Source organism: Flavobacterium sp. BFFFF1, from assembly GCF_002256285.1.
GTDB lineage: Bacteria > Bacteroidota > Bacteroidia > Flavobacteriales > Flavobacteriaceae > Flavobacterium.
This window is the reverse complement of the sequence record NZ_NKJE01000004.1, coordinates 162782-188380: the sequence shown is the minus strand read 5'-3', so window position 1 is coordinate 188380 and position 25599 is coordinate 162782. Positions and strand designations below refer to the sequence as shown.

Here is a 25599-nt window from a genome sequence, read left to right as displayed (position 1 = left end):
TTATGGTGGGGGCTGATGAATTTATTTGTCAGCCCTTTTTTTAAAGGCAATCAATATGAAAAGTAAACTACTAATAATAAGCTTGATCCTTGCATGGAATGCCCATGCCCAGCAGGTGCAGTGGGCCAGCAAGCTGATCAAATTCTCCTCGGATCTCGGCGGAAAACAGAATGGGATTAAGCGTATCCTGGGCAAACCGGATGCGTTTCCTCAGGCGGGTCCGAGTGCCAACGCCTGGATGCCCAAAAAGGCTTTGGACGGCAGTGAGACGGTTGAAGTGGGTTTTGAAAAACCGCAGACAGTCAGGCAGGTCGCCGTATTTGAAAACATGAATGCCGGCTGCGTCACCCGTATTGCCGTGGATGACGGATCCGGAAAATACAAGACCGTCTGGACGCGCAACATCAATTGGAAAACGGATGTGTATGCGGCAACATTCCAGGCGGATCGCCGGTATTACTATAACAGGAAGCGCAGGAGAATCCAAACTGCACCGGACGTGGATGTAAATCCGGGCGTCGAGAATGCCATTTTGGAACAGCCTGTCAATAACGTGGTCGCGGTACGCATCGAATTCAATTTTGCGCTGGTTCCGGGGCAAAAACAGGTGGACGCCATCGGTATTTCAGATGCAGGAGTGCCTATCGTGGCAACGATCAATACGACACCGGCATTCGAAAACCTACACCCGGCCGAAAGCCTGAATTTAGGAACGCTGTTGCCGGCGAATCCATTGGTTACCGATGAGGGGAACAAAATGTACTTCACCGAATTCACGAATGCAAAAGAAGTCGTTTATTCCTGCGTAAAAGAAAATGGAAAATGGTCTGAACCCACGATGGAGATGAATGCGCTGAATGATGATGACCAGCTCAATTATCTTTATGCTGCCCGCGGTGACTGGGCGTTAAAAGGCGGTAAAAGCTATAATCGCGGAACAGGAGAAACCGGCTATATGTTTTACCACCGCAATGGAGAAGCTTTTGAGCCGTCGGGTGTATTGAAAGTGGCGGCTTACAACAACTATGACGACACTTCCGAAGCGAGCATTACCGCTGATGCGAAAACCATTGTCATGGGAATTGAAACAGACATGACGCAGGGAGGCGCCGATCTTTATTTCTCCAATCGGAAAGAAGACGGCTCGTATGGATTTCTGCAGAATATGGGCAAGGTAATCAACAGTGCCGGCGAGGAAAGTATGCCCAGGCTGCTCTCGGACAATAAAACAATGTTGTTCTCCAGCAATGGCTTCAGTGGTTACGGAGACTATGATATTTACGTTTCTTACCGCCTCGATGACAGTTGGAAAAACTGGTCTGAGCCGGTAAATCTGGGAAGTAAAATCAACAGCGGAAGTTTTGATGGATCGCCCTGGTACGACGAGAAAAACGAAGAGTTATTTTTCATAAGAACTGTGGACGGCAAAACATTCATCTATCATGTGCGGTTGCCAAAATCACAGCTCATGAAAGTGTAAGCACGTAAAATACGTAAAAAAGCGTATTTCACACTGCGGGACAAAGCGTGAAATTTGTAATGATATGCTGCATACTTTACAACAGCGGCAGCCAAAACCAAAGATACACACTTATTAAATTTCCTGCTTATGCTCTTTGTACTGATTGCCATTATTCTGTCCCTATTTGCGGCGATTATTTACCTCGGAATTGACTTCCATCGCGAAAAGAAACTGTTTCGAAAAAAAATTGCCGCGCTAGAAGAAATCATCGTCCAGATTACCCGCAAGCAGATGCTTCAGTCCGGACAACTGAAATTGTCTGATGAAATGAGTGAAAATCTGAAAAAGACCAAAATTGTGCTCAACGAAGACATCTTCGGGTTGAACTATGAGCTTTTTGACCTGCTCTCGAAAAATGACCTGCTCAAAGATGAATCTGACAGGTAGAACATGCTGACTTTAAAATCGATTCTTTAATTTTAAGGAACGAATACCGGATTATGAAAAAAATAGTACTGCTTCTTTTGTTCATGCAGACCTTGGTTTCAGCACAAACTACTGATCCGGATAGCGTGATGCAATGGTATGAGCGCGACCATGTCAAGTACCCTGAAAGGGCACACCAGCATATCCTTAACGGAATCAGGCAGGCGCAAAAGCGGAAGGATAAATACCACGTCGCCACGTATCTCGTCAAACTAATTGAAGAAAAGAATTTCCAAAGGGATTACGCAGGGTCATATGTTGCGTTTAGGAAAGCTGAGAAATATTGTAAGGATCATAAAGTCTACGAACAGCTCGCGTGCGCCTACAGCCAGTATGCAGAAGCCTGTTTCAACAAAGAGGACCTGGATCAGTCGATGAAATATTTCCGGATGGCAGATGCTGTTTTTGAGTCGCAGCAGGACGGTATTGGCGTTGCCATATCAAAGAATAATATTGCCAATATTTATCAGGTGAAGGGGAGGTACGACCTCGCGATTAAGAACCTGCTCGATGCAGCGAAATATGTAGACACCACAAAGTACCGGTACATTAAAGTGTCGCTCTTCAATAACGTTTCAGAACTCTACCGGACAATCGGTGACAATACAAAGGCAGAAGGTGTGGTGCGCAAGGCCCTGCATCTCGCCCTGAGTGCGAAGCAGGACAATCCTGAGGGGCTGCTTACGGCGTATGCGCTGTTGTCTTCGTTGCTTGTGGAATCTGGAAAAAATACCGAAGCGGAAAAGTATATCTCAGCAGGATTGCAGCTCGCTGACGCCGAGCATCTCGGTGGTTTTAGATTTGAATTGCTGAAGTCAAAGATCACTTTGGCTATGGCGAAAAATCAGATTACCGAAGCAAAAAAGCTCATTGGAGAGGCATTACTGTTGGCAAAAGAGTATAAGAAAAACACGTACGAAAAGTATCCCGTCAATACAAACCTGGCCAGAATTTACCTCCTTGAAGGGCAATCGGCAAAGGCAATTCGCCTGCTCAACGAACTTTTAGGCGAAGCCACACAAATTGACCGTAAGGATGACATTGCTGAAATCTATAACGAACTGTCACAGGCGTACGAAACCACCGGGGATTATAAGAAAGCAATCCACCATCATAAATTATACGTCGCTTACAAGGACAGCATTCTGGGTAGGGAAAAGCAGCAATTCTTTAAGGATGCACAGGTAAAATATGAAACGGCAATCAAGGAAAAGCAACTCGCGGAAAGTAAGGTTGCGCTGCTAAAGAAATCGACAGAATCCAAAAAGAAGACGACGACGATCATCATGCTTGCGGCGCTGGCCTTTTTCCTGATGGTATTGTCTTACCTGATTTACCGCCAGCAAAAATTAAAAGTGGGGCAGCAGCAAAAGGAATACCAGCTCAGGGAAGCCATTTCGCTGATTGAAACCCAAAACAAACTTCAGGAACAACGGTTGAGCATTTCACGGGATTTGCATGATAATATTGGCGCACAGCTCACCTTCATCATCTCCTCAGTCGACAACGTGAAATTTGGATTCAATCTCCAGAACACGAAACTGAACGAGAAACTGGACAGCATCAGCGATTTTACGAAATCAACGATCGTGGAACTTCGCGATACGATCTGGGCGATGAACCACAGCGAAATTTCATTTGAGGAACTGCGTTCGCGAATTTTCAATTTCCTTGAAAAAGCCAAATCTGCCCAGTCCAATATTGATTACCGTTTCCACCTCGATGAAAGCCTCAAACACCTGAGCTTCTCCTCGCTTCAAGGAATAAACCTGTACAGAACCATTCAGGAAGCCGTAAACAACGCCATGAAATATGCGCACGCTTCTAAAATTGTAATTGAAGCGAAATCAGAGCGCAATACGACCATTATTGAGATCAGAGACAACGGGATCGGATTCGATATGGCGGAAAGCAATGCGGGAAATGGACTTGGCAATATGAAAAAAAGGATGAAAGAAATTGGGGCAAAGTTCGATATCAAATCGGAATTGAATGAAGGCACTACAGTAACGGTTTCACTACAAAACAATATTGATCATGCTTAGGAAAGAAATTGCTTTTTTCATTTTTATGGCGCTTTTCGGAACCGCTAATGGCCAAAATACGAAAGTAGCCATTGAAAAGCTGAAGGCCGGCTTGAAAAACAGCCCGAGCGCAAGGAAAACGGCATCGATATATTCTGACCTGACTTGGTACTATGCCAACGTTTCTGTAGATTCAGCATTGTCGTATGGAAAGAAAGCTGAAAATGCGGCGATTAAGTTAGCCGATTCGACCCTGTTGGCTCAGGTGTATAGCGACATTGGCGCTGTGTATTACAGCAAAGGTGATCTTGACAATTCCGAGCAAAACTACCTGCACGCTTATGCCATAAGAAAAGCGAAAGATGACGTTGCCGGTGTTGCGAAGATCAACAACAACCTGGGGAACATCTACCGCGACAAACACGAATACCAGAAGTCGATGAAAACGTTCTTGGAAGCGCTCAACTACTTCGAGAAAACCGGCGATGAAAAAAACAAAGTCGTTGCGAAAAGCAATATCGGGCTATTGCTGGTTAAACTCAGGGACTACCGCAAAGCGGAAGCGTATCTTAAGGAATCCATCAATTATGCAGAAAAGAACAAGCTAACCGACCGGCTTTGTGAGTTTTACATCAATCTCGGCACGACTTATATGGAGCTCAACGATACTGTAAAAGCCAAAATCAATTTCGATAAAAGCCTTAAAAATTGCAAGCTTGCCGGTAACGAAAAAGCCATTGCGATCGTTTACCAGAACCTGGGACTGGTGAAGGCGCGCCAAAAAAATGTAAAGGAAGCACAAGCCCTGTATGAGAAATCAGCGGCAGTACAGAAAAGCGTGAACTCCGACGCCGACCAGGACAACCTTAAAATCAGTATTGCAAGGAATTACGTCAAAACCGGGAAGTACCAGGAGGCATTGAAGTTATTGAACGAAATCAAGGAAAAATTTCTCAAAGAACAAAAAGATGAAAGCCTGTTTTACACCATCGAGTTGCTCATTCCAACCTACGCCTATCTCCAACAGCCAGACAGTGTGAGCTATTATCAGGACATCTATAAAAAACTCGATGGACACCTGACGCGGTTGAATATGCTGAAACAGACCGCGGAGCTCGAAACAAAATACCAAACCGCTAAAAAGGAAAAAATAATCCTCGAGCAGCAGGCAGAAACGCGGCGCAAAAACATCCTGTTGATTGGGATGTCTGTACTGGGATTTTTCATCGTTCTGGTATCGGTATTGATTTACCGGCAGCAGAAACTTAAAAACCGACAGCAGGAACAGGAGTTCAGGCTCAAAACGGCGATTGCCCAAATCGAAACCCAAAACAAATTGCAGGAACAGCGGCTCAGCATTTCGAGGGACCTGCATGACAATATTGGCGCACAGCTCACATTTATCATTTCTTCGGTGGACAATATCAAGCAGGGGTTCGACATCCAGAATATACGCCTTAGCGACAAGTTGAGAAGCATTAGTGAATTCACGAAATCGACGATTGTGGAATTGCGGGATACGATTTGGGCCATGAACAATACCGGGATTACATTCGAGGACTTGAAGGTCCGGATCCTGAATTTTATTGAAAAGGCAAAAATCGCTAAAGAAGACATCCATTTTTCATTCGACATCGACGAAAGACTGTCAGCGATAACGCTCACCTCCATCGAGGGCATGAACATTTACCGTACGATTCAGGAGGCAGTTAATAACGCGATCAAATATGCTGACGCGGAGAATATAACCATTGACGCTTCCGCAGAAGACAGCAGGATACATATCACGGTAACCGATAACGGGCTGGGATTTGATCCTGAAACCATCAGCCACGGAAACGGACTGCACAACATGCGCAAACGAATCGAGGATGTCGACGGTATTTTCGAGATTAAAACCCAGATTTCGGAAGGAACGAGGATCAGCATTTCACTAAAAAACCAAAACACTTAAAAACAAACACCATGGTCAAAATTGTAATTGTAGACGATAATATTTTCCTACAGAAAGCCATCGCTGAGAAGCTGTCCTTTTTTGAAGACCTTTCGTGCCGTTATACCGCTGTCAACGGGATTGAGTTATTGGAAAAGCTCGAGAAAAATCACAATATCGACCTGATATTGATGGATATTGAAATGCCCAAAATGAACGGGATTGAAGCGACTGAAATCGTGAAAAATAAATACCCGCATATCAAAATTATCATGCTGACGATTTTTGACAATGACGAGAATATTTTTAAATCCATCAAAGCCGGCGCCGATGGCTATCTCTTAAAAGATGTCGCTCCCAATGACTTAAATCAGGGTATCGTTGAGACGCTTAACGGCGGTGCAACAATGACGCCGTCCATCGCGTTGAAGACTTTGAAATTGTTCCGCAACCCGATGGCGTTTGATACCAAAGGAAACGACGAGGACATCAGGCTTACCACAAGGGAAATCGAAGTCCTGGAACAGCTGAGCAAAGGCCTGAAATACAATAATATTGCAGACAACCTGATCTTGTCTTTGGGGACGGTGCGCAAGCACGTCGAAAACATCTATGCGAAACTGCAGGTACACAACAAGCTTGAGGCGATTCAAAAAGCAAAAAACAATAACCTTATTTAAGATCGGAAGATGGGGAGTTCGTATGATTTGAAGTTCGTAAGAAGAAGGATTGAGTATTCACTACCGAGTAGTTTTTACGTTTCGTACTTCCGATCTTCCGATCTTCCGAACTTTTTAACTCTTTCAAAATACGGCAAATGCCTTATTGAATGGCTTTCATGATAATTGCAATTTTGGAGTATAACTAACAAAAAAATCTACTATCATGAAAACACTAAAAATGATCTCGAAAATCGCCCTTTTTACAGTAATGTTCATTGCGTTTTCCTGCAGCAGCGACAGCGACGGGGGCGGAGGTGCAACAGCATCAGCAGGAACGATTACGGCGAGTATTGCCGGATCAGGCTTCACTTCAATAGCGGCGGCCACGCAGGCAGAACGCGTGAGCGCAGGCGGAACGACGACCATCACTTTACTTGGCGCAAATGCTTCCGGCAAGACCATCAGCCTCATCTTAAACGGCGTTTCAGCAGCCGGAACTTATGACATTGGCGGTGACAACTTAATTGCAATCGTTGGGACTTATGTAGATCTTGATATGCAAAATCCACAGGGTTCGCCAACGTATGTAGCCCCTACGGAAGGCGGTGCGGTAAAAGGATCCATCACAATTTCGGAACTTACAGATACTAAAATTGTGGGAACATTCCGTTTCACCGGAACCAATCAAAACAATGCTAACGACACCAAAGAAATTACGAACGGTGCTTTTAATCTTGAATTCAACTAAAATATAGCTGGCAAAATGCTGCATTTCATGGCGGTAACTGCCTAACGTACTTGTTTTGTGTGATTTTGTCCTTTCCAGGCGGAAACCTACACCGGTTTGGAAGGGACATTTTTTATTTCTTTATGTGCTTATGACCCCTTTCCTAATTGCATTATTAATATTGAACATCCTGTTCATCGGAATTTTAATTATCAATTCCTACAAAGCCAAAAGGACCCATCGGCTTCAAACGGCGGCCTATGAGTCAATTATTGTAACCTTGTTGAAAAGCCAGAATGAACAGCAAAGCAGAATTGAAATGGCTGATGAACTGCGGGAAACGTTAAGTGTGTCAGGAGCCCATATCGGAGCCGAAATTTTGTCGCTCCAATACCAATTGCTCGAAAAACTATCCGAAAACAATTTGCTTGAATAAGTGTTTTGTATATTTTAACAGTTTTTTAACTACTTTTATAGGAAAACCAAAACAGTTACGATGAGGCAACTTACAACCATGCTGCTGCTCCTTACAGCCTCATGGATGGTCGGACAGGTAAACCCCAATTCAAAAATCGACAGCCTGAAAGCACTTGTCAGGACACAGCATGGGGCTAAGAAATTTAAGACGTTGTGTTACCTTTCAGATGAATACAGCAGCAGCGATCTTGAGAAATCATTATCCTACGGAAAACAGGCACTACTTGCCGCGAAGGGTATTAAGAGTGATTCCTGTCTGGCGCTCGCTTACAACACCATTGCAAATACATTTCAATACAAGCTGGTACTCGATTCGGCACTCAGTTACCACAGAAAAGCCTTAAAGGTTAGGGTCGCCATCAAGGATTCTCTGGGAATCGCTGACACTTACAATAATATTGGCATCGTATATGATACAAAAGGCGACTTCGAAGAAGCGCTGAACAATTATTTCAAGGCGTTATACTACTACGACAAAAAGAATGATATCGCGAAACAGGGAATGACCTACACCAACATCGGGATTGTTTACAAAACGCACCTTGACTATCCGAAGGCCCTCGCCTATTACAGGAAGGCTTATGCGTATTATTCGAAGGCGAAGGATGCATTCGGGATCACGGTTTCCTCCGGGAATCTGGGTTCAATCCTGATTAATTTTAAGCAATATAAGGAGTCGCTGAAGTATTCCGAGATGGCTACAAAAGGCTATCGTAAACTGGGTTATGACCGGTATATCCCCTATCCATTAGTCAACATCGCGGTGGTTTATGACAGCCTTCATCAATTCGCCTCAGCAGAAAAATATTACCATCAATCCATCGCGCAGCATATCAAATTCGAAAATTGGTACGAGGCAGCAAACGGCGGAAACGGTTATGCACTTTGCCTAATCAAACAGAAAAAATACAATGAGAGTATTGCGGTATCAGAAAAAGCAAAAGCCAACGCGATGAAGTCGGACGCGGAATTGCTAATTAATGCAGCAAACGAGAACCTCTCCAAAGCGTATGCTAAGCTGGGAAATTTTGAAAAGGCATATAAATTTTCAAACCTCTACGCGATGGGCAAAGACAGCCTGTTTGTCAAGGAAAAAACGAAAGCGATCTTTGAACTTGATGCCAAATACCAAACAGAGAAAAAAGAGAAATTGCTGCTTAAAAAGGAAATTGAGGCGAGGCAGCGAAACCTTTGGCTGCTCATTCTCGGTTTTTTGGTGCTCACCACCATCGTGGCCGCTTTGATGATTTACCGGCAGCAGAAACTGAGGAACAAACAGCAGGAACAGGAATTCCGTCTCGAAACTGCGATTGCTAAAATCGAAACGCAAAACAAATTGCAGGAACAGCGGCTGAGCATTTCTCGTGATTTGCACGACAATATTGGTGCACAGCTGACATTCATCATCTCTTCGGTCGATAATTTAAAATATGCCTTTGACCTAAAAGATTCAAAACTTAACGGAAAGCTTGATAACATCAGCGATTTCACACAGTCTACCATTATAGAACTGCGGGACACCATTTGGGCAATGAACAGTGAGGCAATCAGTTTCGAGGATTTGCGAATGCGCATCATGAACTTTATAGAAAAGGCAAAGACTGCGAAAGAAAGCATAGCATTTGGCTTTGATATCGATGAAGGCTTAAGCGATTTAAGCTTTTCGTCTGTCGCCGGAATGAATATTTACAGGACCATACAGGAAGCTGTAAACAACGCTGTAAAATATGCCAACGCGATCCGGATAGGAGTTCATATTTATGACAAGGGGGACGAAATTCGCATTGAAGCGATTGACGACGGGCTTGGGTTTAATCAGGATACTGTCCTTAACGGCAACGGGTTGCACAATATGAAGAAACGCATCCGGAGCATAGGAGGCGTCTTTGATATTAACTCGGCGCCGGGTTCCGGAACTACAGTTAGTATCAATATTCAAAAAGCACTTTTAAATACGAAGAGATGATTAAGATAGCGATAGCCGACGACAATTCATTCCTGATCCGGACGGTCCAGGAGAAATTGTCTTTTTTTGAAGACTTCGCGGTTCGGTGTACCGCCTGTGATGGACGGGATTTGTTGGATAAGCTCCAAAACAATCGGAACATCGACCTGATCCTGATGGATATCGAGATGCCGGAAATGAACGGTATCGAGGCCACCAATATTATCAAATCAAAATATCCACACATCCGCATCATCATGCTGACGGTTTTTGACAACGATGAGAACATTTTCAATGCTATTAAAGCGGGCGCCGATGGCTACCTGCTGAAAGAAATCAATCCCAGAGACCTTTACCAGGGCATTATTGAAACCATGAATGGTGGCGCGGCGATGCATCCGTCCATTGCATTTAAAACCTTGAAATTGCTTCGAGACCCTAACCATTTTGAAAAAGAGAATGCCGACGAAATAAAACTTTCCCAACGCGAAATCGAAGTACTGGAGCAACTGAGCAAAGGCCTCAATTACAACAATATTGCCGACAACCTGATTTTATCGCCGAGCACCGTTAGAAAGCATATCGAAAATATTTACACCAAACTGCAGGTGCATAATAAGCTCGAAGCGGTCGAGAAGGCAAAAAACAACAAGCTTATTTAGGCGTTTTGTTCTTTAATTTAAACAGAGGTTAAACAATTAAAGCCACGACTAATGAGCCTTTAACTTTTTTTTCTTTAAAAAATCCCTGACCGGCTTTTCAAACAGCACATAGCTCGCAGATGAAAAAACGATTAAAATGAACAAGGTGGCAAAAAAGATTACTGTGTTATTTTTAACGTCCATATAAAACAGCCAGTATTTAGTGAAGTAATATAACGGAAATTGCAGTATGTAAATTCCGTAACTGATTTCGCCAAGGAACACCGGCAGTCTGCCGCGCACGATTTTAGTTATGATTCCATTGTTGGCGGCGATAAGATATACCAAAGGCGCAAAGAAAATTAATACTAGGCCGCCGAATAGATTAATGTCCTTATTCAATTGGACTGCAATAAATGTTAGTGTCAGTATCAATATTATGGGGAGGTCATAGTTTCTTCCATTGCTGGCGTGTCTCCTGATAAACAATAACCCAACCATGTTGCCGACCAGGAATTGGTTCAGGTGCATTAAAGGAAAGAAACGCAGGGTATCGTATAGATGAGGCAATCCTTTTAAATTTAATAACAGCCCGGGTTTAAATAGAATCAGTACCAATTGGGTTATCACCCAGACTGCAGCAATTGCTATGAAGACCTGACTTAATCCAGCGGCGCGCTTTGTATAGAAACGGTTGAAAAGAAAAGGGAAAATCAGGTAGAAAAATAATTCAACAGATAATGTCCAGGAAGCGATATTATAAGTCAGCTGATATCCGGGAATCCACGCCTGGAGCATGCTTAAATTCAGTAATAGCCCCTTTAAATTCATATGGCCTTCCTGCTGAATGATTTTATTGAGCAGGATTAACATTGCAGCCAGCAAAAAAACAGGGTAGATCCTGGCAAATCTGTTTCGCATATAATCTACAAACGAGACCTTGTTTTTATATTGGTACGCAATTATCATTACAAACCCTGAAAGGAAAAAGAAAAAACTCACCCCGATGTCACCTTGTTTAAAAAAGTTATTGAAATAAGGAAGATTAAAAGGGAATACGTCACGGCCAAAGTGAAAAATTACTACCCAGATAGCGGCTAGAAATCGAAAAAAAGTTAGTTGTTCAATCCTCATGTTTTTATGCCGCTCAATTTTTTTTGGTTACTGAAGCGAATCCGAAAAATATAGTTTTATTTCTACAGATTGCCTGACGAAAGGGAATTTCAAATATACTATGTTCATATAAAAACACACTAAAAATCCTATTCTTTCTGAGGTGATGAAGGTTTTGTTGTAAAAAGAGACGGGTGTAGGCTTAAGTTAAGCGATTACAAAGAATAAAATTCCCCAAAATGCCACAAGATTCCTGAAGGGTCGTGCAGGAAACATTCCCTTCCCCAGTGTTCGTTGCGTATTGGAATCAGCTTAACGCCATCATATTTTGAAGGTAAATTCAAAGCCGAAAGCATGTTCCAATAACGTTCCGTATCATCCACTTCGAGAAAAATCATGCTGTTGTCAATCCAGTCTTTTATGTAGTAGTCCTGAAGATAGAAAGCAAAGTCACCTGATTTAAAAACCGACATATTCGGGCCGAGTGATACCTCTTCAAAACCCAATTCGGTATAAAATTGCCTTGATAATGCAAAGTCTTTCGCCCCAATAAATGGACGTAGTGATTTGATATGATGTTCCATGCGCGGAGGTTGAGGTTATTTTTTGTTGTTGTCACGCGAAGTTATGAAAAATTAGGATTCGATATTCTTCACGCGAAAACTGTTTTCAACCACGATATATGTTACGCTGCAAGAGTGCGGCGGCTCGTTTGTCATTAACGTCCACCAGTACTTCCTGTCGAAACCAATTAATAACCGATGGACTATCATTCCGTCGCTTCGTCGCTTCGTTACCCAGTTACTTTGTGACTTTGTGACTTTGGACTTTGGACTTTGGACTTTGTAACCAATATACGAATTACTACGTATTTCCGCAACCACATCCAAACCAAAACTTTATTTTCAAAATTAGCACTGAGCGTTATGCTCCTGTTTGTGTTCGGAATTTCCCGCGCAAATAATGTACAGATTACCGGGACATCAGTCACCGGATCCAACATCACATTTACCATCAGTTGGGAAAATAGCTGGAATGCGAATGTTGCTCCAGCCAATTGGGATGCCGTTTGGGTGTTTATTAAATACCAGGATTGCAATACGCGTATTTGGGCCCATGCAGGCCTAAGCACGGTGGGGTCAGATCATACGACTTCAGCGCCACTGCAGGTGGATCCCGTGACTGATGGTAAAGGTGTATTTATCCGTAGAAGTTCTATTGGCGGAGGCACTGTCGCTCCAACACAGGTCACCTTGAAAATGGCCATTCCTGCAGGTACTTATAACTATAAAGTGTTTGGAATTGAAATGGTGAATGTCCCTCAGGGTAATTTTGAATTGGGCGATGCTACCAGTGTTTCTACCTTCAACAACATCAACGTTACGGCGACCTCACAATCCGCAGGAATTTCAGCAGCAGCAATCGGCGGCGGCTCATCAACGATTCCAAATACATTCCCTACCGGATACAACTCCTTCTACTGTATGAAAAATGAAATTTCGCAGCTACAGTACGTAGAATACCTGAATTCCCTTACCTATGACCAGCAAAAAGCACATACTTACAGTGATCCAATAAGCGCTGCCGGCACCTACGTGATGTTCGGAAGTTTTGCCTACCGAAATGGAATCGTAATCTCTACTCCCGGAAGTAACGGGGCAATTCCTGCCGTATATGCTTGCGACGCCTCGAACGGTGTAGAAAACAACAGCGATGACGGGCAGAGTATCGCTGCGAACAATCTTAGCTGGGGAGATCTTGCAGCATATCTCGATTGGGCTGCACTAAGGCCTATGACCGAACTGGAGTTCGAAAAAGTGTGCAGGGGCTCGATGCCACGTGTTGCTGGGGAGTATCCATGGGGAACAACAGACATCAATCAGGTGTACAGCACCCTGGGTGGACTGATCAACGATTATATGTCCAATGAAACCTTTACTCCGGTGGCAAACGGCACTTGTGTGTACGGTGTTGGCAGCGGTAGTGGTTCGTTCGGACCGGTTCGTGTGGGCGCTTTTGCTTCGGGTACTTCCGGTAGGGCTTCATCTGGTGCGGCCTTTTACGGTGCTATGGAAATGGGAGGAAACTTGTGGGAACGCGTAGTCAATACGAGTGCAGCAGGCGTCTCTTTTAACGGGACAAATGGTGATGGCACAATCGCACCGAATGGCGATGCCAACCAGGCAACCTGGCCTTCAGTAACGACTGCCGCAGGATCTGGTTTCCGTGGCGGCGATTATATTAATGTAGCAGCGAGGGTGCGTACATCTGACAGGAATACCGTAACTGTTGCCGACGCGACAAGATACCCAAGCTACGGAGGAAGAGGCGTGAGGTAATCATTTAGTTTGAGCCGATATCCCATCGAGGGATATCTCGTTAAAAATGACAAACAATTTTAAATTCAAATTAGATGATGAAAACAATTAACTATTACATAATTGTATTCGTGACTTTTATGTTGTCAGGCACATCATCGTATTCCCAGTACCATGGCGGGGACGCTGCAGCTGCAGCCACCGACCAATTGGGGATGACTTCCTGTCCGGTACCCGCGCATTTTTATGCCTATTTCGGAAGTACTGACGATAATGTAACTGTCGATGTATTGATGAATACAAGCTGTAGCGCACCTCCGCCATCATTCTTCGCCTATATGGGCGGGGACAATGATAGTGCGGGAGTGGAAGAGCTCAGCGCCGTTTCCTGTGGGATACCGCCATCATTTTTCGCCTATATGGGCGGAGACCAGGACAGCGCCCACGTAGATGACCTGTTGGCCATTTCCTGTGGTACACCAAATCAGTTTTACGCTTATTTCGGTGGCATGGACGATAGTTTTGCCATGGAAGCCATAGGCAGCTGCCCTGTAACACCACCTGTCGCAGATTTTACCGCTTCAACACTGGCTACCTGTGTGGGCGGTTCGATAGATTTCACTGACACGTCTACGAATGTTCCATTTGTATGGAGCTGGACATTTGCAGGGGGAACTCCGGCCACATCAACTGTGCAAAATCCTTCGGTCATTTACAGTACACCGGGAACTTATGCCGTAACACTGACAGCGACCAACTACAACGGAAGCGATACCAAGACCGTCGCTGGCTACATTACCGTTACCGGTGTGCCCACAGTGGCTTCGACTACGCCTGGAGCACGCTGTGATGCTGGAGTAGTGCAACTACAGGCTACGGCCAGCGCGGGAGTGCTAAGATGGTATAACGTCCCAACTGGCGGCGCCATTTTAGGCTCAGGCCCATTCTTCCCAACGGGAATAATCAACAGCACAACGACCTTCTACGTAGAGGCCGCAAGCGGAAGCTGTGTTTCGGCACGGACTCCTGTTACCGCGACCATAAACGTAACGCCGACCGTAGCTACAACCACACCAGGCTCGCGCTGTGGAACTGGTTCGGTCACCCTGAATGCCACCGCAAGCGCAGGTACTTTAAGCTGGTTTGCAAATGCCAGTGGAGGAACTGCATTAGGTACAGGGACATCGTTTGCAACACCTTCCATTAGCAGTGATACCACGTATTATGTGCAGGCTGCCAATGGCTCGTGTGTCTCTGCCAGGACAGCTGTTTTGGCTACGATAAACGCAACACCTGCTGTTGTCTCCACCACACCTGGAAGCCGCTGTGACACCGGAAGTGTAACCCTGGGCGCCACAGCAAGCTCAGGAACTTTAAATTGGTATAACGTCGCCAGCGGCGGATCAGTTTTGGGTACAGGAACCACATTTGTTACACCTTCGATCAGCAGCAATACGAATTTCTACGTCGACGCTACTAATGGCAACTGTACTTCCGCAAGGACCGCCGTTTTAGCATCCGCAAGTCCTTCGCCTGCAATCACCAATACAACCCCTGCTGGCAGGTGTGAGGCCGGTACGGTCACGCTGAGTGCCACCGCCAGCGCGGGAACCATCAGTTGGTTTGATGCAGCCACAGGCGGAACTGCTCTAGGAAATGGAACAAATTTTATCACACCTTCTCTTACAGCGACCACCACCTTTTATGTGGAAACTGCCAATGGAAGCTGCGTATCAACCCGTGTCCCTGTCATCGCAACGGTGACAGCGACGCCCTCAGTTACCGCTACTACACCGGCAGGCCGATGTGGAGCAGGTAGTGTAACCCTTGGTGCAACAGCCAGCGCGGGAACTTTAAATTGGTACAGTGCTGCGGTGGGCGGAACGCTTTTAGGTTCCGGAACCGGCTTTGCTACGCCAAACATCGGCGCTACAACAGTATACTATGTAGAGGCGTCAAACGGAAGCTGTGCTTCTGCCAGGACACCGGTTACTGCAACGATCAGCATCATGCCTACGATAAATGCCACGGTTCCAGCGAGCCGTTGTGATGCGGGTAGTGTGACGCTAAGCGCTACCGCGAGTGCAGGTACGTTAAACTGGTTCGACGTTGCAAGCGGCGGAAGCTCTCTGGGAGCAGGCAATAGCTTCGTTACACCTTCACTAAATGCGACAACGACCTACTACGTTCAAGCGACCAGCGGAAGCTGCGTATCGCCAAGAACTGCAGTAACCGCTACGGTGAATGCAACGCCAATGATAGGTACAACTACGCCAGGCAACCGCTGTGGGTCAGGATCGGTGGCATTAAATGCTAGTGCAACCTCAGGGATTATCAATTGGTATAGCGTGTCCACCGGCGGAACGGTCTTAGGGACTGGCACTTCCTTCACTACGCCTTTCCTCAGCTGCAGCACAAATTTCTATGCTGAGGCAGTTAATGGAAGCTGTACATCCGCGAGGGTCGCTGTATTGGCTACAATAAATACGATTCCAATGATTATTGCGACGATGCCGGGAAGCCGTTGTGATTCAGGAACGGTCACTTTAGGTGCTACTGCGAATGAGGGCACGCTGAATTGGTATAACGTACCCACAGGAGGATCAGTCCTGGGTTCGGGAACCGCTTTCATAACGCCTTCTATTAATGCCACGACGAATTACTATGTAGAAGCCACAAATGGAAATTGCACTACGGCAAGGACCCTGGTGACTGCAACGGTAACCGGTACGCCAGTGATCACCGGAACTACACCTGGCAGCCGTTGCGATACGGGTACGATGAGCCTACAGGCTGCGTCGGATTCAGGCACGATCAATTGGTTCGCGGCCGCTTCGGGCGGAACTGCTCTGGCAACCGGACCTACGTTCGTAACACCCTCTATCGCCGCCTCAACGACTTATTATGTTGAGGTGACCAATGGAACGTGTACTTCAGCAAGGACTGCCGTCACGGCATCTGTAAATGAAACGCCAACCGTTACTTCGGTTACCCCTGACGCACGCTGTGGATCTGGCACATTGACACTGAATGCCACGGCAAGTGCAGGCTTCCTCAGGTGGTATGCCGCCCCAACCGGCGGTGCACCCTTGGCAACCGGTACTTCGTTCATAACGCCTTCAATTGCTGCAACAACAACTTACTATGTTGAAGCGAAAAACGGCACTTGTACTTCTACGAGGACAGCCGTTACAGCCACGGTCACTCCAGTTCCTGTAATTGCTACCGTAACACCAGGTGCCACCTGTGGCACGGGTACTGTAACATTAGGCGCTACGGCGACTTCAGGCGTGCTGAGCTGGTATGATGTACCGACAGGAGGAACCGCGCTATCTGCCGGAATCACCTTTGTAACTCCTTCGATTGGCACTACAACGACCTATTATGTCGAAGCATCGAATGGTGCCTGTACCTCAGGAAGGACAGCAGTTACGGCAACGGTGAATAATATCCCGTCCATTACCACCACAATTCCTGGCGAGAGATGTGGCTCAGGTATCGTAACGTTGAGCGCTACCGGAGCAGGAACCATCAATTGGTATGGTGTGGCAAGCGGCGGCGCGGTATTAGCGACCGGGACATCGTTCCAGACGCCTTCACTGGCTGCTACCACAACATATTATGTGGCAGTCGATAATGGCAATTGTGTCTCCAATAGGACCGCTGTTACTGCGACGATCAACGCAATCCCGGCGATCATCTCCACATCACCCGCCACCCGCTGTGGTACTGGGGATGTAATGCTCGAAGCTGTTGCCAGCGCGGGAATCGTAAATTGGTATGACCAGTCTGTGGGTGGCACATTGCTGTCATCGGGCAGTTTATTCCAGACCAATAGTCTAAGCGCGACGGCGACTTTCTATGCCGAAGCCGTAAACGGAGATTGCAATTCAACCCGCGTTCCCGTTACCGCGACGGTGAATATCGTGGCGCCGCCAACAGGCAGCAGCAACCAGAGCTTCTGCAACGGGCAGATTGTCGGTCAATTGATCACTGTCGGGACTGACGTAAGCTGGTATGACGCCCCAACCGGCGGTAACCTGGTAGCCGATGGTGCATTATTGGTGGATGGCACGACATACTACGCATCCCAGAACGATGGCTCCTGTGATAGTGACGTAAGGCTTGCAGTGACCGTCTCTACGGGTGCATGTCTCGCCGTCGACCAGCCTGAAAGGTATGAATTGAAAGTGTACCCTAATCCGGTATCCGATTTCCTTAATATTGCCTACGAACAAAATATCTCGCAGGTAGAAGTAGTCAACATGATTGGACAGCTTGTAATAAGCAGGAAAGTGAACGGCACAGAAACCAAACTGGACCTGTCAGCCCTTGCGGCAGGCACATACCTGGTAAAAGTTTCTGCAGACAACCTGTTCAGGACCATCAAGATTATAAAAAGGTAACCTATTAATTGTTCCCTGTTTTGTTAAAAAGCCACCTTCGGGTGGCTTTTTTTATTGGTGACACTGCGAACGGAATCTTTCTTTTGGCGCGCCCTTCGGGCCGGGCTGTGCGCTTTATCTTTTTTATTTTGTCAACCTGAGCACAGTCGAAGGGCTTCTTCCAAAATAAAAAAGGATGCCGCTTCCATCCCTCGCGCGGTCCCCGTATAAGTTTACCGTTCCGGGGCCATAAAGTGCGTAAGTGACTTCCGATCTTCCGATCATTTCAACTTTCGAACTAAAACCTTACATTTGATTTAATGAAACCCACCGACCGAAAATCCGACATTGTCAACATTGCAGCCTCGCTTTTTAAGGTAAAAGGCTACAGCGCCGTTACAATGCGTGACATCGCCCAGGCTTTGGACATCAAGGCCGCAAGCCTCTACAACCACATCAAGTCCAAACAGGAAATCCTCGCGCTGATCGTCATCGCCATCGCAGAGGAGTATACGAACACCATCCGTACCATCGCTGCTTCAGAAGACTCCGCAATCGAAAAACTCGGAAAAGTCATCCAGCTCCACATCGATATCACCGTCCGCAATCCTGATGCATTGGCTTCGCTGAACAACGACTGGATGCACCTGCCTGAGGAAGAACTCAAGTACTTTCTTCACATGCGGGAAGAATACGAAGATATTTTCCGAAGCATCGTTAAAAAAGGCATCGCCGCGGGAGAAATTAAAAACCGCAATGCCGAAGTTATCATTTTTACAATCCTTTCGACCATCCGTACACTGTATTTGTGGTACGGGAAGAAGAAAGATTTCTCGGCTAACATCCTGAAAGAGAATTTGAAGGATATTCTGTTGCATGGTGTAATTTAACTTTCATATTAAGAAATAATCATTAAATTTGCATTGTAAACTAACAAGTGTTAGTTGCGACTAAAACGTTTGAGTACCGCATGGCAAAGTTTCATAATATCAGGGTCCAGGATGTTTACAAGGAAACCAAAGATTGTTCCGTAGTATCTTTCGACATTCCCGAAGAACTCCGTCAGGATTTTAAATATTCACAAGGACAGCACCTCACGCTGAAAGCAACAATAGAAGGACAGGATGTACGGCGTTCGTATTCTTTGTGTTCCAGCCCGGTAGAGGACAAATGGAAAGTGGCCGTCAAGCGAATCAACGGTGGCTTGTTTTCGTCGTATGTCAATGAGACGCTTAAAAAAGGCGACGTGCTCGAAATTATGGCGCCCAATGGTGTATTCAATACACCGATCGAATTAGAAAAAGCCAAAAACTACATCGTTTTTGCAGCAGGAAGCGGCATTACGCCCATTCTTTCCATCATGAAAACCCACCTGGCGCTGGAACCGAAAAGCAGGTTTCAGCTGTTTTACCTGAATCGAAGTGTCAAATCAATTATCTTTAAGGAAGAAATTGAACAACTCAAGAACCGCTATTTCGGAAGGCTGGAGATTTTTCACTTTTTAACGAAGGAACACCGCAATTTCGAATTGCTGAACGGGCGTTTTACAAAGGAAAAATTACAGGCACTCACCGATAAAATCATCCATGTGCCGTCAGTAGACGAGTGTTTTATCTGCGGCCCTGAACAAATGATTTTCCTGATCCGTGATGAACTGATGGCGGCAGGATTGTCAAAAGAAAGAATTCACTTTGAACTGTTCAATACGGGTACATCTGAGGAAGACAAACAACGCGTCAACAAAATCCTCGAAAAGAAAGTAGAAGGCACAGAGGTTACCATCATCGACGGCGGAAAGGAATTCCATTTCATCATGGATGACGATTACGACAACATCCTCGATGGAGCCCTCGCCGCAGGAGCCGATTTGCCGTTCGCGTGTAAAGGCGGTGTATGCAGTACCTGCCGTTGCAAAGTCATCGAAGGATCGGTAGAAATGAAAGTGAATTACGCCCTCGACGAAAACGAGGTGGCGAAACATTATATATTGAGCTGCCAGGCTGTTCCGACTTCAGAAAAAGTGGTCGTGGACTTCGGCGCTTAGGTTAATGAATAATTACAATGAATAATTAATAATTGGGATGCCTGAAAGCTAACGACCCATTTATGAAGCATTGTTAATTGTTAGTTATTAATTATTAATTAAAAAAGTTATGTCAGAACAGGAACTGGAAGCGGAATTCGAAAGAAAGATCGCAAACGATCAAAAGATTGAACCAAAAGATTGGATGCCGGAAAAGTATCGTAAGACACACATCCGCCAGATTTCCCAACACGCCCATTCCGAAATCGTCGGGATGCTACCGGAAGGAAACTGGATCACACGTGCCCCTTCATTAAGAAGGAAAGTCGCTTTGCTCGCCAAAGTACAGGATGAAGCCGGCCACGGTTTGTATCTCTACAGTGCCTGCGAAACGCTCGGTGTCTCCCGTGAGGAATTATACGACCAGTTACATTCCGGCGAAGCGAAGTACTCCAGCATCTTCAACTATCCAACCGTGACCTGGGCAGATATGGGCGCCATCGGCTGGCTCGTTGACGGTGCCGCCATCATTAACCAGGTGCCATTAACGGCTACCTCTTACGGCCCGTACGCCCGTGCGATGGTGCGTGTTTGCAAGGAAGAAAGTTTCCACCAGAGGCAGGGTTTTGAAATCATGATGACATTAGCCAATGGAACACCGGAACAAAAAGCCATGGCACAGGACGCCTTAAACCGCTGGTGGTGGCCATCGCTGATGATGCTTGGGCCAACAGATGCAGAATCCGTGCACACCGAACAATCCATGAAATGGAAACTCAAACGCAAAACCAACGACGAATTGCGCCAGCAGTTTGTAGACCAGACGGTACCGCAGGCAGAACTCATCGGATTGACAATTCCGGATCCGGACCTGAAATGGAACGAAGAAACCAAACGCTATGATTTCGGCGAAATGGATTGGGATGAATTCTGGCAGGTCGTCAAAGGACATGGCCCATGCAACAAAGTCCGTATGGACGCCCGCCGCAACGCCTGGAGCAAAGGCGAATGGGTACGCGATGCGGCTATGGCTTACGCAGAGAAACAGGAATTGAAATTAGAAACAGCAGTTTAACAGGTATTGGGTTTTAGGTGTTGGGTTTTAGTACCAACACCCAACACCCAGTACCCAACACCCAACAATATGAAAAACTGGCCACTTTGGGAAGTATTTGTCCGCTCTAAAAACGGACTCGAACACCGCCACTGCGGAAGCCTTCACGCGAGCGACGCAACAATGGCGCTTGAGAATGCCCGCGATGTCTACACCAGGAGAATGGAAGGCGTCAGCATCTGGGTGGTGCCGTCAAGCGAAATTACGGCATCAAACCCTGAAAACAACGGCGAATTTTTTGAACCGGCAAAAGACAAGGCTTACCGCCATCCGACATTTTACGAATTGCCGGAGGAGTTAAAACACATGTAAACAGGTTCTGGGTTTTAGGTGTTGGGTTTTAATACCAACACCCAACACCCAACACCCAATACCAATATTGATGAACAACCTCGTCCAATACATCTACGGCATCGCAGACAACGCGCTAATCCTTGGCCAACGCCTCGGGGAACTTTGTGGCCATGGCCCAAACCTCGAAGTGGATATCGCGATGACCAATATCACGCTCGACCTGCTTGGCCAGACGCGCAGCTACTATCAATATGCTGCAGACATCATCGGCGGAGATGCGACTGAAGATACGCTCGCCTTCCTGCGCAGCGAACGCGAATACAAAAACGTGCTTTTGGTGGAACAGCCCAATACCGATTTCGCCTATTCCATCGGCAGGCAGTTTTTATTCGATGCGTTCCACCTGTTGCTGTTGCAGCAATTGCAATACAGCCAGGACGAGACACTCGCCGCCATAGCCAAAAAAAGCATCAAGGAAGTCAGTTACCACCAGCGTTTTTCCTCGGATTGGATCAAAAGGCTGGGCGACGGCACCGAAGAAAGCCACCAACGGATACAAAACGCCATCAACGATTTGTGGACGTTTACCGACGAATTATTTTACCAGACGGATGCCGATAAAGCGATGGTGAGCGAAGGAATCGGGGTAGATGTCACCCTGCTGAAACCGGAATTCCATGCTCACGTAGCGGCGGTGCTCGAAGAAGCGACATTGCAGGTACCGGACATGAAATATTTCCAGAAAGGCGGCAAACAGGGCATCCATAGTGAACACATGGGGTACCTTTTGGCCGATTTACAATACATGCAGCGCACGTTTCCAAATATGAATTGGTAATTTTTAGAAGCCGGGAACCTGCTGTCCGCTGTATCTTTTAGCGTCAGTTCGAGTGTGCTTGTAAAGCACGTATCGAGAACCGCTAAAAGGATGCCGCTTCCATCAGGGCTAGGGCCTCCAACTAAAATGAAATGACAGAAACGCAACAACATATCGACCCAAAACTTGCCGAAATCCTCGCTTCGGTCTCCGATCCTGAGATTCCGGTGTTGTCAATTATGGACATGGGTGTCGTGCGGTCTGCCGAAATGAATGATGGCATTGCAGAAATACAAATTACACCCACGTACAGCGGCTGCCCCGCGATGGATGTGATTGGAGACGATATCAAAAAAGCGCTGATGGAGAAAGGTATCGAGGCCAAAGTAAAATTGGTGCTGTCACCAGCCTGGACCTCCGACTGGATCACACCGAAAGGCAGAAAAGCCCTCGATGATTACGGCATCGCGGCCCCGCTCGAACCGGAAGCCGATGTCGAAGCTTTACTCGGAAACAAGAAGATAGTAAAATGCCCGCAATGTGGCTCACAAAATACAAAAATGATCAGCCAGTTTGGCTCCACAGCATGCAAGGCATTTTTCCAATGCCAGGACTGTCAGGAACCATTTGATTATTTTAAATGCCTTAAGTAATTAATAATTGATAATGAACACCCGAGGCGCGGCCGAATTGTATGGAGCGCAGCAAAATAAATTAATAATGAGTAGCATCCTTCTAAAGATTGAAAATAACATCGGTTTTATCACGTTAAACCGCCCGGAAGTATTTAACAGCTTCAATCGGGAAATGGCGCTTTTGATGCAGGACACTTTAGACCAATGCGCCAAAGACGACAACGTTCGTGCAATTGTAATCACCGGAGCCGGAAAGGCATTCTGTGCCGGACAGGACTTAAAAGAAGTGACCACACCGGAATTAATGCCGGGTTTCCGTAAAATCCTCGAAGAGCATTATAACCCGATTATTCAAAAAATAAGGACGATTGAAAAACCGGTCGTAGGGGCTGTAAATGGCGTCGCTGCAGGCGCAGGCGCCAATATCGCATTGGCCTGTGACATTGTTGTCGCTTCCGAAAATGCAGCCTTCATCCAGGCATTCAGTAAAATAGGTCTCGTACCGGACAGCGCAGGAACGTTCTTTTTGCCAAGATTAATCGGCTTCCAAAAAGCCATGGCGCTGATGATGTTAGGTGACAAAGTATCGTCTGCGGAAGCGCTGCAAATGGGCATGATCTACAAAGTGTTCACACCAGAAACATTTGAAGCAGAAGTTTTGAAGCTCGCGACAACACTGGCAACCATGCCCACAAAAGCGTTGGGCCTGACCAAAAGATTACTCAATGAATCCATGACCAACAATCTGGAACAACAACTCGCCCTCGAATCTAAGTTGCAGATCGAAGCCAGTTCCACCAATGATTACAATGAAGGCGTAACCGCTTTCGTAGAGAAACGCATACCCGAATTTAAAGGAAATTAAAACAAAATTGAATTTCAGGTTTCGGCCCAAAACCCGAAACCTAAAAACCAACACCCAAAAATGAAAGTAGCAGTAATCGGTTCCGGAACCATGGGAAGTGGCATCGCACAAGTTGCGGCTACGGCCGGCTGTTCTGTAAAAATTTACGATACGAATCTGGAAGCGATTGCAAAAAGCAGGGCCGCTCTTGAAAAAACGATGGCGACGCTTCTGGAAAAAGGCAAAATCAACGCCGAAGAAAAAGCGAGGATTCATGGAAATATTACTTATGCCAATGCCATCGAAGATTTATCTGATTCCGATTTGGTTATCGAAGCCATCATCGAAAATCTGGACATCAAGCGCAAATTATTTAGCGAACTTGAATTAGTTGTCTCTGAAAATACAATTTTAGCCTCAAATACCTCGTCATTATCTATTGCATCCATTGCCGCTTCCTGTAAAAAATCGGAGCGTGTCATCGGAGTCCATTTCTTCAATCCTGCGCCATTAATGCAGTTGGTTGAGGTAATTCCGGCGGTACAGACAGGCATGGAAGTATTGGATGAAACAGTAGAAATTATTTCCGGTTGGAATAAAATCGTTGCCGTAGCCAAAGACACACCCGGATTTATTGTAAACCGCGTGGCCCGTCCATTTTATGGCGAAGCGTTACGCATTTACGAAGAAGGAAAAGCCGATTTTGCCACGATAGACTGGGCCATGAAAACCTTCGGTGGTTTCCGTATGGGGCCTTTTGAACTGATGGATTTCATCGGGCATGATGTAAATTATGTCGTAACCGAAACCGTTTTTACGGCATTTTATTTTGACCCAAGATACAAGCCCTCTTTTACACAAAAGCGTTTAACGGAAGCCGGATTCTTAGGCAGGAAAACGGGCCGCGGATTTTATAATTACAATGAAGAAATGCCAAAACCCAAAGAAGATGCGGCTTTAGGCAAGTACATATTCGAGCGCATTTTGGCTATGCTGATCAATGATGCCGCCGAAGCCTTATTTTTAAATATCGCTTCCGCAAAAGACATTGACAACGCCATGACCAAAGGCGTCAATTATCCAAAAGGACTACTCGCCTGGGCGGATGAAATGGAAATCGGCTGGTGCGTGGCGGCGATGGATAATTTATACCATGAGTACCAGGAAGACCGTTACCGCTGCAGTCCGTTGCTGAGGAAAATGAATCAGGAAAATAAAATGTTTTTTTAAATGGCACCGAACGAAATCGTACATAAAATGTTTGACAACGATGCCTTCAGCCAATGGCTGGGGATTGCCGTTGAACACGTTGCTAAAGGCGAATGTACTTTGTCCATGACCATCAGGAAAGACATGCTGAATGGCTTCGGGATCGCGCACGGTGCGATTACGTATGCGATTGCAGACAGCGCTTTGGCCTTTGCGTCAAATTCGCATGGACGACAGGCGTTGAGCATTGACACGTCGATCAACCACATCGAATCGCTGAAGGAAGGCGATCTAATTTCGGCAGTGGCCAAAGAAAATGCATTAAAGAATAAATTCGGTTTTTATACCGTCGAGATAAAAAAAGGAAATATTACCGTCGCATTGTTTAAGGGAACGGTGTTCCGAAGCGATAGGCAATGGACAATTAATAGTTAACAATTAACAATTAACAATGTATAGAACGGCTGAAGTCAAATTTACTGCTCACGCC

At 46.0% G+C, this 25599-nt stretch carries 22 protein-coding genes; 20 read left to right on the top strand and 2 right to left on the bottom strand.

All coding sequences use genetic code 11. The features are described 5' to 3' along the window. Positions 1–55 precede the first annotated feature (55 nt). From CFE23_RS04110 to CFE23_RS04070, 9 genes are all read left to right on the top strand, one after another. A complete protein-coding gene (locus CFE23_RS04110; RefSeq protein WP_291084405.1) occupies positions 56–1480 on the top strand; it encodes a hypothetical protein in 1425 nt (474 codons plus the stop codon). A 129-nt stretch (positions 1481–1609) separates the two neighbouring features. After that, complete coding sequence (locus CFE23_RS04105; protein WP_291084402.1) at positions 1610–1909, top strand: hypothetical protein; 300 nt, start codon at positions 1610–1612, stop codon at positions 1907–1909. A 53-nt stretch (positions 1910–1962) separates the two neighbouring features. Next, positions 1963–3993, top strand: coding sequence for a tetratricopeptide repeat protein (locus tag CFE23_RS04100; RefSeq protein WP_291084399.1), 2031 nt, complete (start codon positions 1963–1965; stop codon positions 3991–3993). Next, entirely contained in the window at positions 3986–5926 is a 1941-nt protein-coding gene (locus CFE23_RS04095) for a sensor histidine kinase (RefSeq protein ID WP_291084396.1), read from the top strand. The genes CFE23_RS04100 and CFE23_RS04095 overlap by 8 nt, the downstream gene beginning before the upstream one ends. Before the next feature lie 11 nt (positions 5927–5937). After that, the gene (locus tag CFE23_RS04090; protein ID WP_291084394.1) at positions 5938–6585 is read left to right on the top strand and encodes a response regulator transcription factor; all 648 of its coding nucleotides are present in this window, start codon (positions 5938–5940) and stop codon (positions 6583–6585) included. Between the two features lie 205 nt (positions 6586–6790). Then, a complete protein-coding gene (locus tag CFE23_RS04085; protein WP_291084391.1) occupies positions 6791–7315 on the top strand; it encodes a DUF6252 family protein in 525 nt (174 codons plus the stop codon). A gap of 130 nt (positions 7316–7445) precedes the next feature. Beyond that, positions 7446–7730: a hypothetical protein gene (locus CFE23_RS04080; RefSeq protein ID WP_291084389.1), complete on the top strand. Its 285-nt coding sequence runs from the start codon at positions 7446–7448 to the stop codon at positions 7728–7730. 60 nt (positions 7731–7790) lie between these two features. Further along, positions 7791–9737 carry a sensor histidine kinase gene (locus tag CFE23_RS04075; RefSeq protein ID WP_291084387.1) on the top strand — a complete coding sequence of 649 codons (1947 nt, stop codon included), beginning with the start codon at positions 7791–7793 and terminating at the stop codon, positions 9735–9737. Beyond that, the gene (locus CFE23_RS04070) at positions 9734–10378 is read left to right on the top strand and encodes a response regulator transcription factor (RefSeq protein WP_291084384.1); all 645 of its coding nucleotides are present in this window, start codon (positions 9734–9736) and stop codon (positions 10376–10378) included. Before CFE23_RS04075 ends, CFE23_RS04070 begins: the two co-directional genes overlap by 4 nt. Positions 10379–10426: 48 nt before the next feature. Here CFE23_RS04070 and CFE23_RS04065 read toward each other — a convergent pair whose 3' ends face one another. Continuing rightward, positions 10427–11491, bottom strand: a complete 1065-nt coding sequence (locus tag CFE23_RS04065) for an acyltransferase (protein ID WP_291084381.1) — start codon at positions 11489–11491, stop codon at positions 10427–10429. A 194-nt stretch (positions 11492–11685) separates the two neighbouring features. Next, on the bottom strand, positions 11686–12054 hold the full coding sequence (locus tag CFE23_RS04060) for a VOC family protein (RefSeq protein ID WP_291084379.1): 369 nt from the start codon (positions 12052–12054) through the stop codon (positions 11686–11688). Between the two features lie 342 nt (positions 12055–12396). On the opposite strand from CFE23_RS04060, the gene CFE23_RS04055 reads away from it, so the two are divergent. The 11 genes from CFE23_RS04055 to CFE23_RS04005 all read left to right on the top strand — a co-directional run bounded on the left by CFE23_RS04055 (position 12397) and on the right by CFE23_RS04005 (position 25544). Further along, complete coding sequence (locus CFE23_RS04055; RefSeq protein ID WP_291084376.1) at positions 12397–13809, top strand: SUMF1/EgtB/PvdO family nonheme iron enzyme; 1413 nt, start codon at positions 12397–12399, stop codon at positions 13807–13809. A 74-nt stretch (positions 13810–13883) separates the two neighbouring features. Continuing rightward, complete coding sequence (locus CFE23_RS04050) at positions 13884–18194, top strand: T9SS type A sorting domain-containing protein (RefSeq protein ID WP_291084373.1); 4311 nt, start codon at positions 13884–13886, stop codon at positions 18192–18194. 299 nt (positions 18195–18493) lie between these two features. Beyond that, positions 18494–19063, top strand: a complete 570-nt coding sequence (locus tag CFE23_RS04045; RefSeq protein ID WP_291084370.1) for a TetR/AcrR family transcriptional regulator — start codon at positions 18494–18496, stop codon at positions 19061–19063. 80 nt (positions 19064–19143) lie between these two features. Beyond that, the gene (gene paaE / locus CFE23_RS04040; RefSeq protein WP_291084367.1) at positions 19144–20217 is read left to right on the top strand and encodes a 1,2-phenylacetyl-CoA epoxidase subunit PaaE; all 1074 of its coding nucleotides are present in this window, start codon (positions 19144–19146) and stop codon (positions 20215–20217) included. Positions 20218–20326: 109 nt separating this feature from the next. Then, entirely contained in the window at positions 20327–21271 is a 945-nt protein-coding gene (gene paaA / locus CFE23_RS04035) for a 1,2-phenylacetyl-CoA epoxidase subunit PaaA (protein ID WP_291084364.1), read from the top strand. Between the two features lie 69 nt (positions 21272–21340). Further along, entirely contained in the window at positions 21341–21622 is a 282-nt protein-coding gene (gene paaB / locus CFE23_RS04030) for a 1,2-phenylacetyl-CoA epoxidase subunit PaaB (protein WP_108369341.1), read from the top strand. Positions 21623–21692: 70 nt separating this feature from the next. Continuing rightward, a complete protein-coding gene (gene paaC / locus CFE23_RS04025; protein WP_291084361.1) occupies positions 21693–22442 on the top strand; it encodes a 1,2-phenylacetyl-CoA epoxidase subunit PaaC in 750 nt (249 codons plus the stop codon). Positions 22443–22573: 131 nt separating this feature from the next. Beyond that, positions 22574–23074: a 1,2-phenylacetyl-CoA epoxidase subunit PaaD gene (gene paaD, locus CFE23_RS04020; RefSeq protein WP_291084358.1), complete on the top strand. Its 501-nt coding sequence runs from the start codon at positions 22574–22576 to the stop codon at positions 23072–23074. Positions 23075–23141: 67 nt separating this feature from the next. Then, complete coding sequence (locus tag CFE23_RS04015; protein WP_291084355.1) at positions 23142–23921, top strand: enoyl-CoA hydratase-related protein; 780 nt, start codon at positions 23142–23144, stop codon at positions 23919–23921. Positions 23922–23981: 60 nt separating this feature from the next. Then, complete coding sequence (locus CFE23_RS04010; protein WP_291084352.1) at positions 23982–25130, top strand: 3-hydroxyacyl-CoA dehydrogenase NAD-binding domain-containing protein; 1149 nt, start codon at positions 23982–23984, stop codon at positions 25128–25130. Then, positions 25131–25544, top strand: a complete 414-nt coding sequence (locus CFE23_RS04005) for a hotdog fold thioesterase (protein WP_291084349.1) — start codon at positions 25131–25133, stop codon at positions 25542–25544. It begins immediately after the preceding gene. Positions 25545–25599: the final 55 nt, after the last annotated feature.

What these genes read in the sequence shown, in the direction of transcription:
- CFE23_RS04050 (WP_291084373.1), top strand. Translation starts at nt 13,884, where the DNA reads ATGATGAAAACAATTAACTATTACATAATTGTATTCGTGACTTTTATG.
- paaB (WP_108369341.1), top strand. Translation starts at nt 21,341, where the DNA reads ATGAAAAACTGGCCACTTTGGGAAGTATTTGTCCGCTCTAAAAACGGA.
- paaC (WP_291084361.1), top strand. Translation starts at nt 21,693, where the DNA reads ATGAACAACCTCGTCCAATACATCTACGGCATCGCAGACAACGCGCTA.
- paaE (WP_291084367.1), top strand. Translation starts at nt 19,144, where the DNA reads ATGGCAAAGTTTCATAATATCAGGGTCCAGGATGTTTACAAGGAAACC.
- CFE23_RS04070 (WP_291084384.1), top strand. Translation starts at nt 9,734, where the DNA reads ATGATTAAGATAGCGATAGCCGACGACAATTCATTCCTGATCCGGACG.
- CFE23_RS04065 (WP_291084381.1), bottom strand. Translation starts at nt 11,491, where the DNA reads ATGAGGATTGAACAACTAACTTTTTTTCGATTTCTAGCCGCTATCTGG.
- CFE23_RS04100 (WP_291084399.1), top strand. Translation starts at nt 1,963, where the DNA reads ATGAAAAAAATAGTACTGCTTCTTTTGTTCATGCAGACCTTGGTTTCA.
- CFE23_RS04075 (WP_291084387.1), top strand. Translation starts at nt 7,791, where the DNA reads ATGAGGCAACTTACAACCATGCTGCTGCTCCTTACAGCCTCATGGATG.
- paaD (WP_291084358.1), top strand. Translation starts at nt 22,574, where the DNA reads ATGACAGAAACGCAACAACATATCGACCCAAAACTTGCCGAAATCCTC.
- CFE23_RS04045 (WP_291084370.1), top strand. Translation starts at nt 18,494, where the DNA reads ATGAAACCCACCGACCGAAAATCCGACATTGTCAACATTGCAGCCTCG.
- CFE23_RS04060 (WP_291084379.1), bottom strand. Translation starts at nt 12,054, where the DNA reads ATGGAACATCATATCAAATCACTACGTCCATTTATTGGGGCGAAAGAC.
- CFE23_RS04095 (WP_291084396.1), top strand. Translation starts at nt 3,986, where the DNA reads ATGCTTAGGAAAGAAATTGCTTTTTTCATTTTTATGGCGCTTTTCGGA.
- CFE23_RS04110 (WP_291084405.1), top strand. Translation starts at nt 56, where the DNA reads ATGAAAAGTAAACTACTAATAATAAGCTTGATCCTTGCATGGAATGCC.
- CFE23_RS04015 (WP_291084355.1), top strand. Translation starts at nt 23,142, where the DNA reads ATGAGTAGCATCCTTCTAAAGATTGAAAATAACATCGGTTTTATCACG.
- CFE23_RS04005 (WP_291084349.1), top strand. Translation starts at nt 25,131, where the DNA reads ATGGCACCGAACGAAATCGTACATAAAATGTTTGACAACGATGCCTTC.
- CFE23_RS04080 (WP_291084389.1), top strand. Translation starts at nt 7,446, where the DNA reads ATGACCCCTTTCCTAATTGCATTATTAATATTGAACATCCTGTTCATC.
- CFE23_RS04090 (WP_291084394.1), top strand. Translation starts at nt 5,938, where the DNA reads ATGGTCAAAATTGTAATTGTAGACGATAATATTTTCCTACAGAAAGCC.
- paaA (WP_291084364.1), top strand. Translation starts at nt 20,327, where the DNA reads ATGTCAGAACAGGAACTGGAAGCGGAATTCGAAAGAAAGATCGCAAAC.
- CFE23_RS04085 (WP_291084391.1), top strand. Translation starts at nt 6,791, where the DNA reads ATGAAAACACTAAAAATGATCTCGAAAATCGCCCTTTTTACAGTAATG.
- CFE23_RS04010 (WP_291084352.1), top strand. Translation starts at nt 23,982, where the DNA reads ATGAAAGTAGCAGTAATCGGTTCCGGAACCATGGGAAGTGGCATCGCA.
- CFE23_RS04105 (WP_291084402.1), top strand. Translation starts at nt 1,610, where the DNA reads ATGCTCTTTGTACTGATTGCCATTATTCTGTCCCTATTTGCGGCGATT.
- CFE23_RS04055 (WP_291084376.1), top strand. Translation starts at nt 12,397, where the DNA reads ATGCTCCTGTTTGTGTTCGGAATTTCCCGCGCAAATAATGTACAGATT.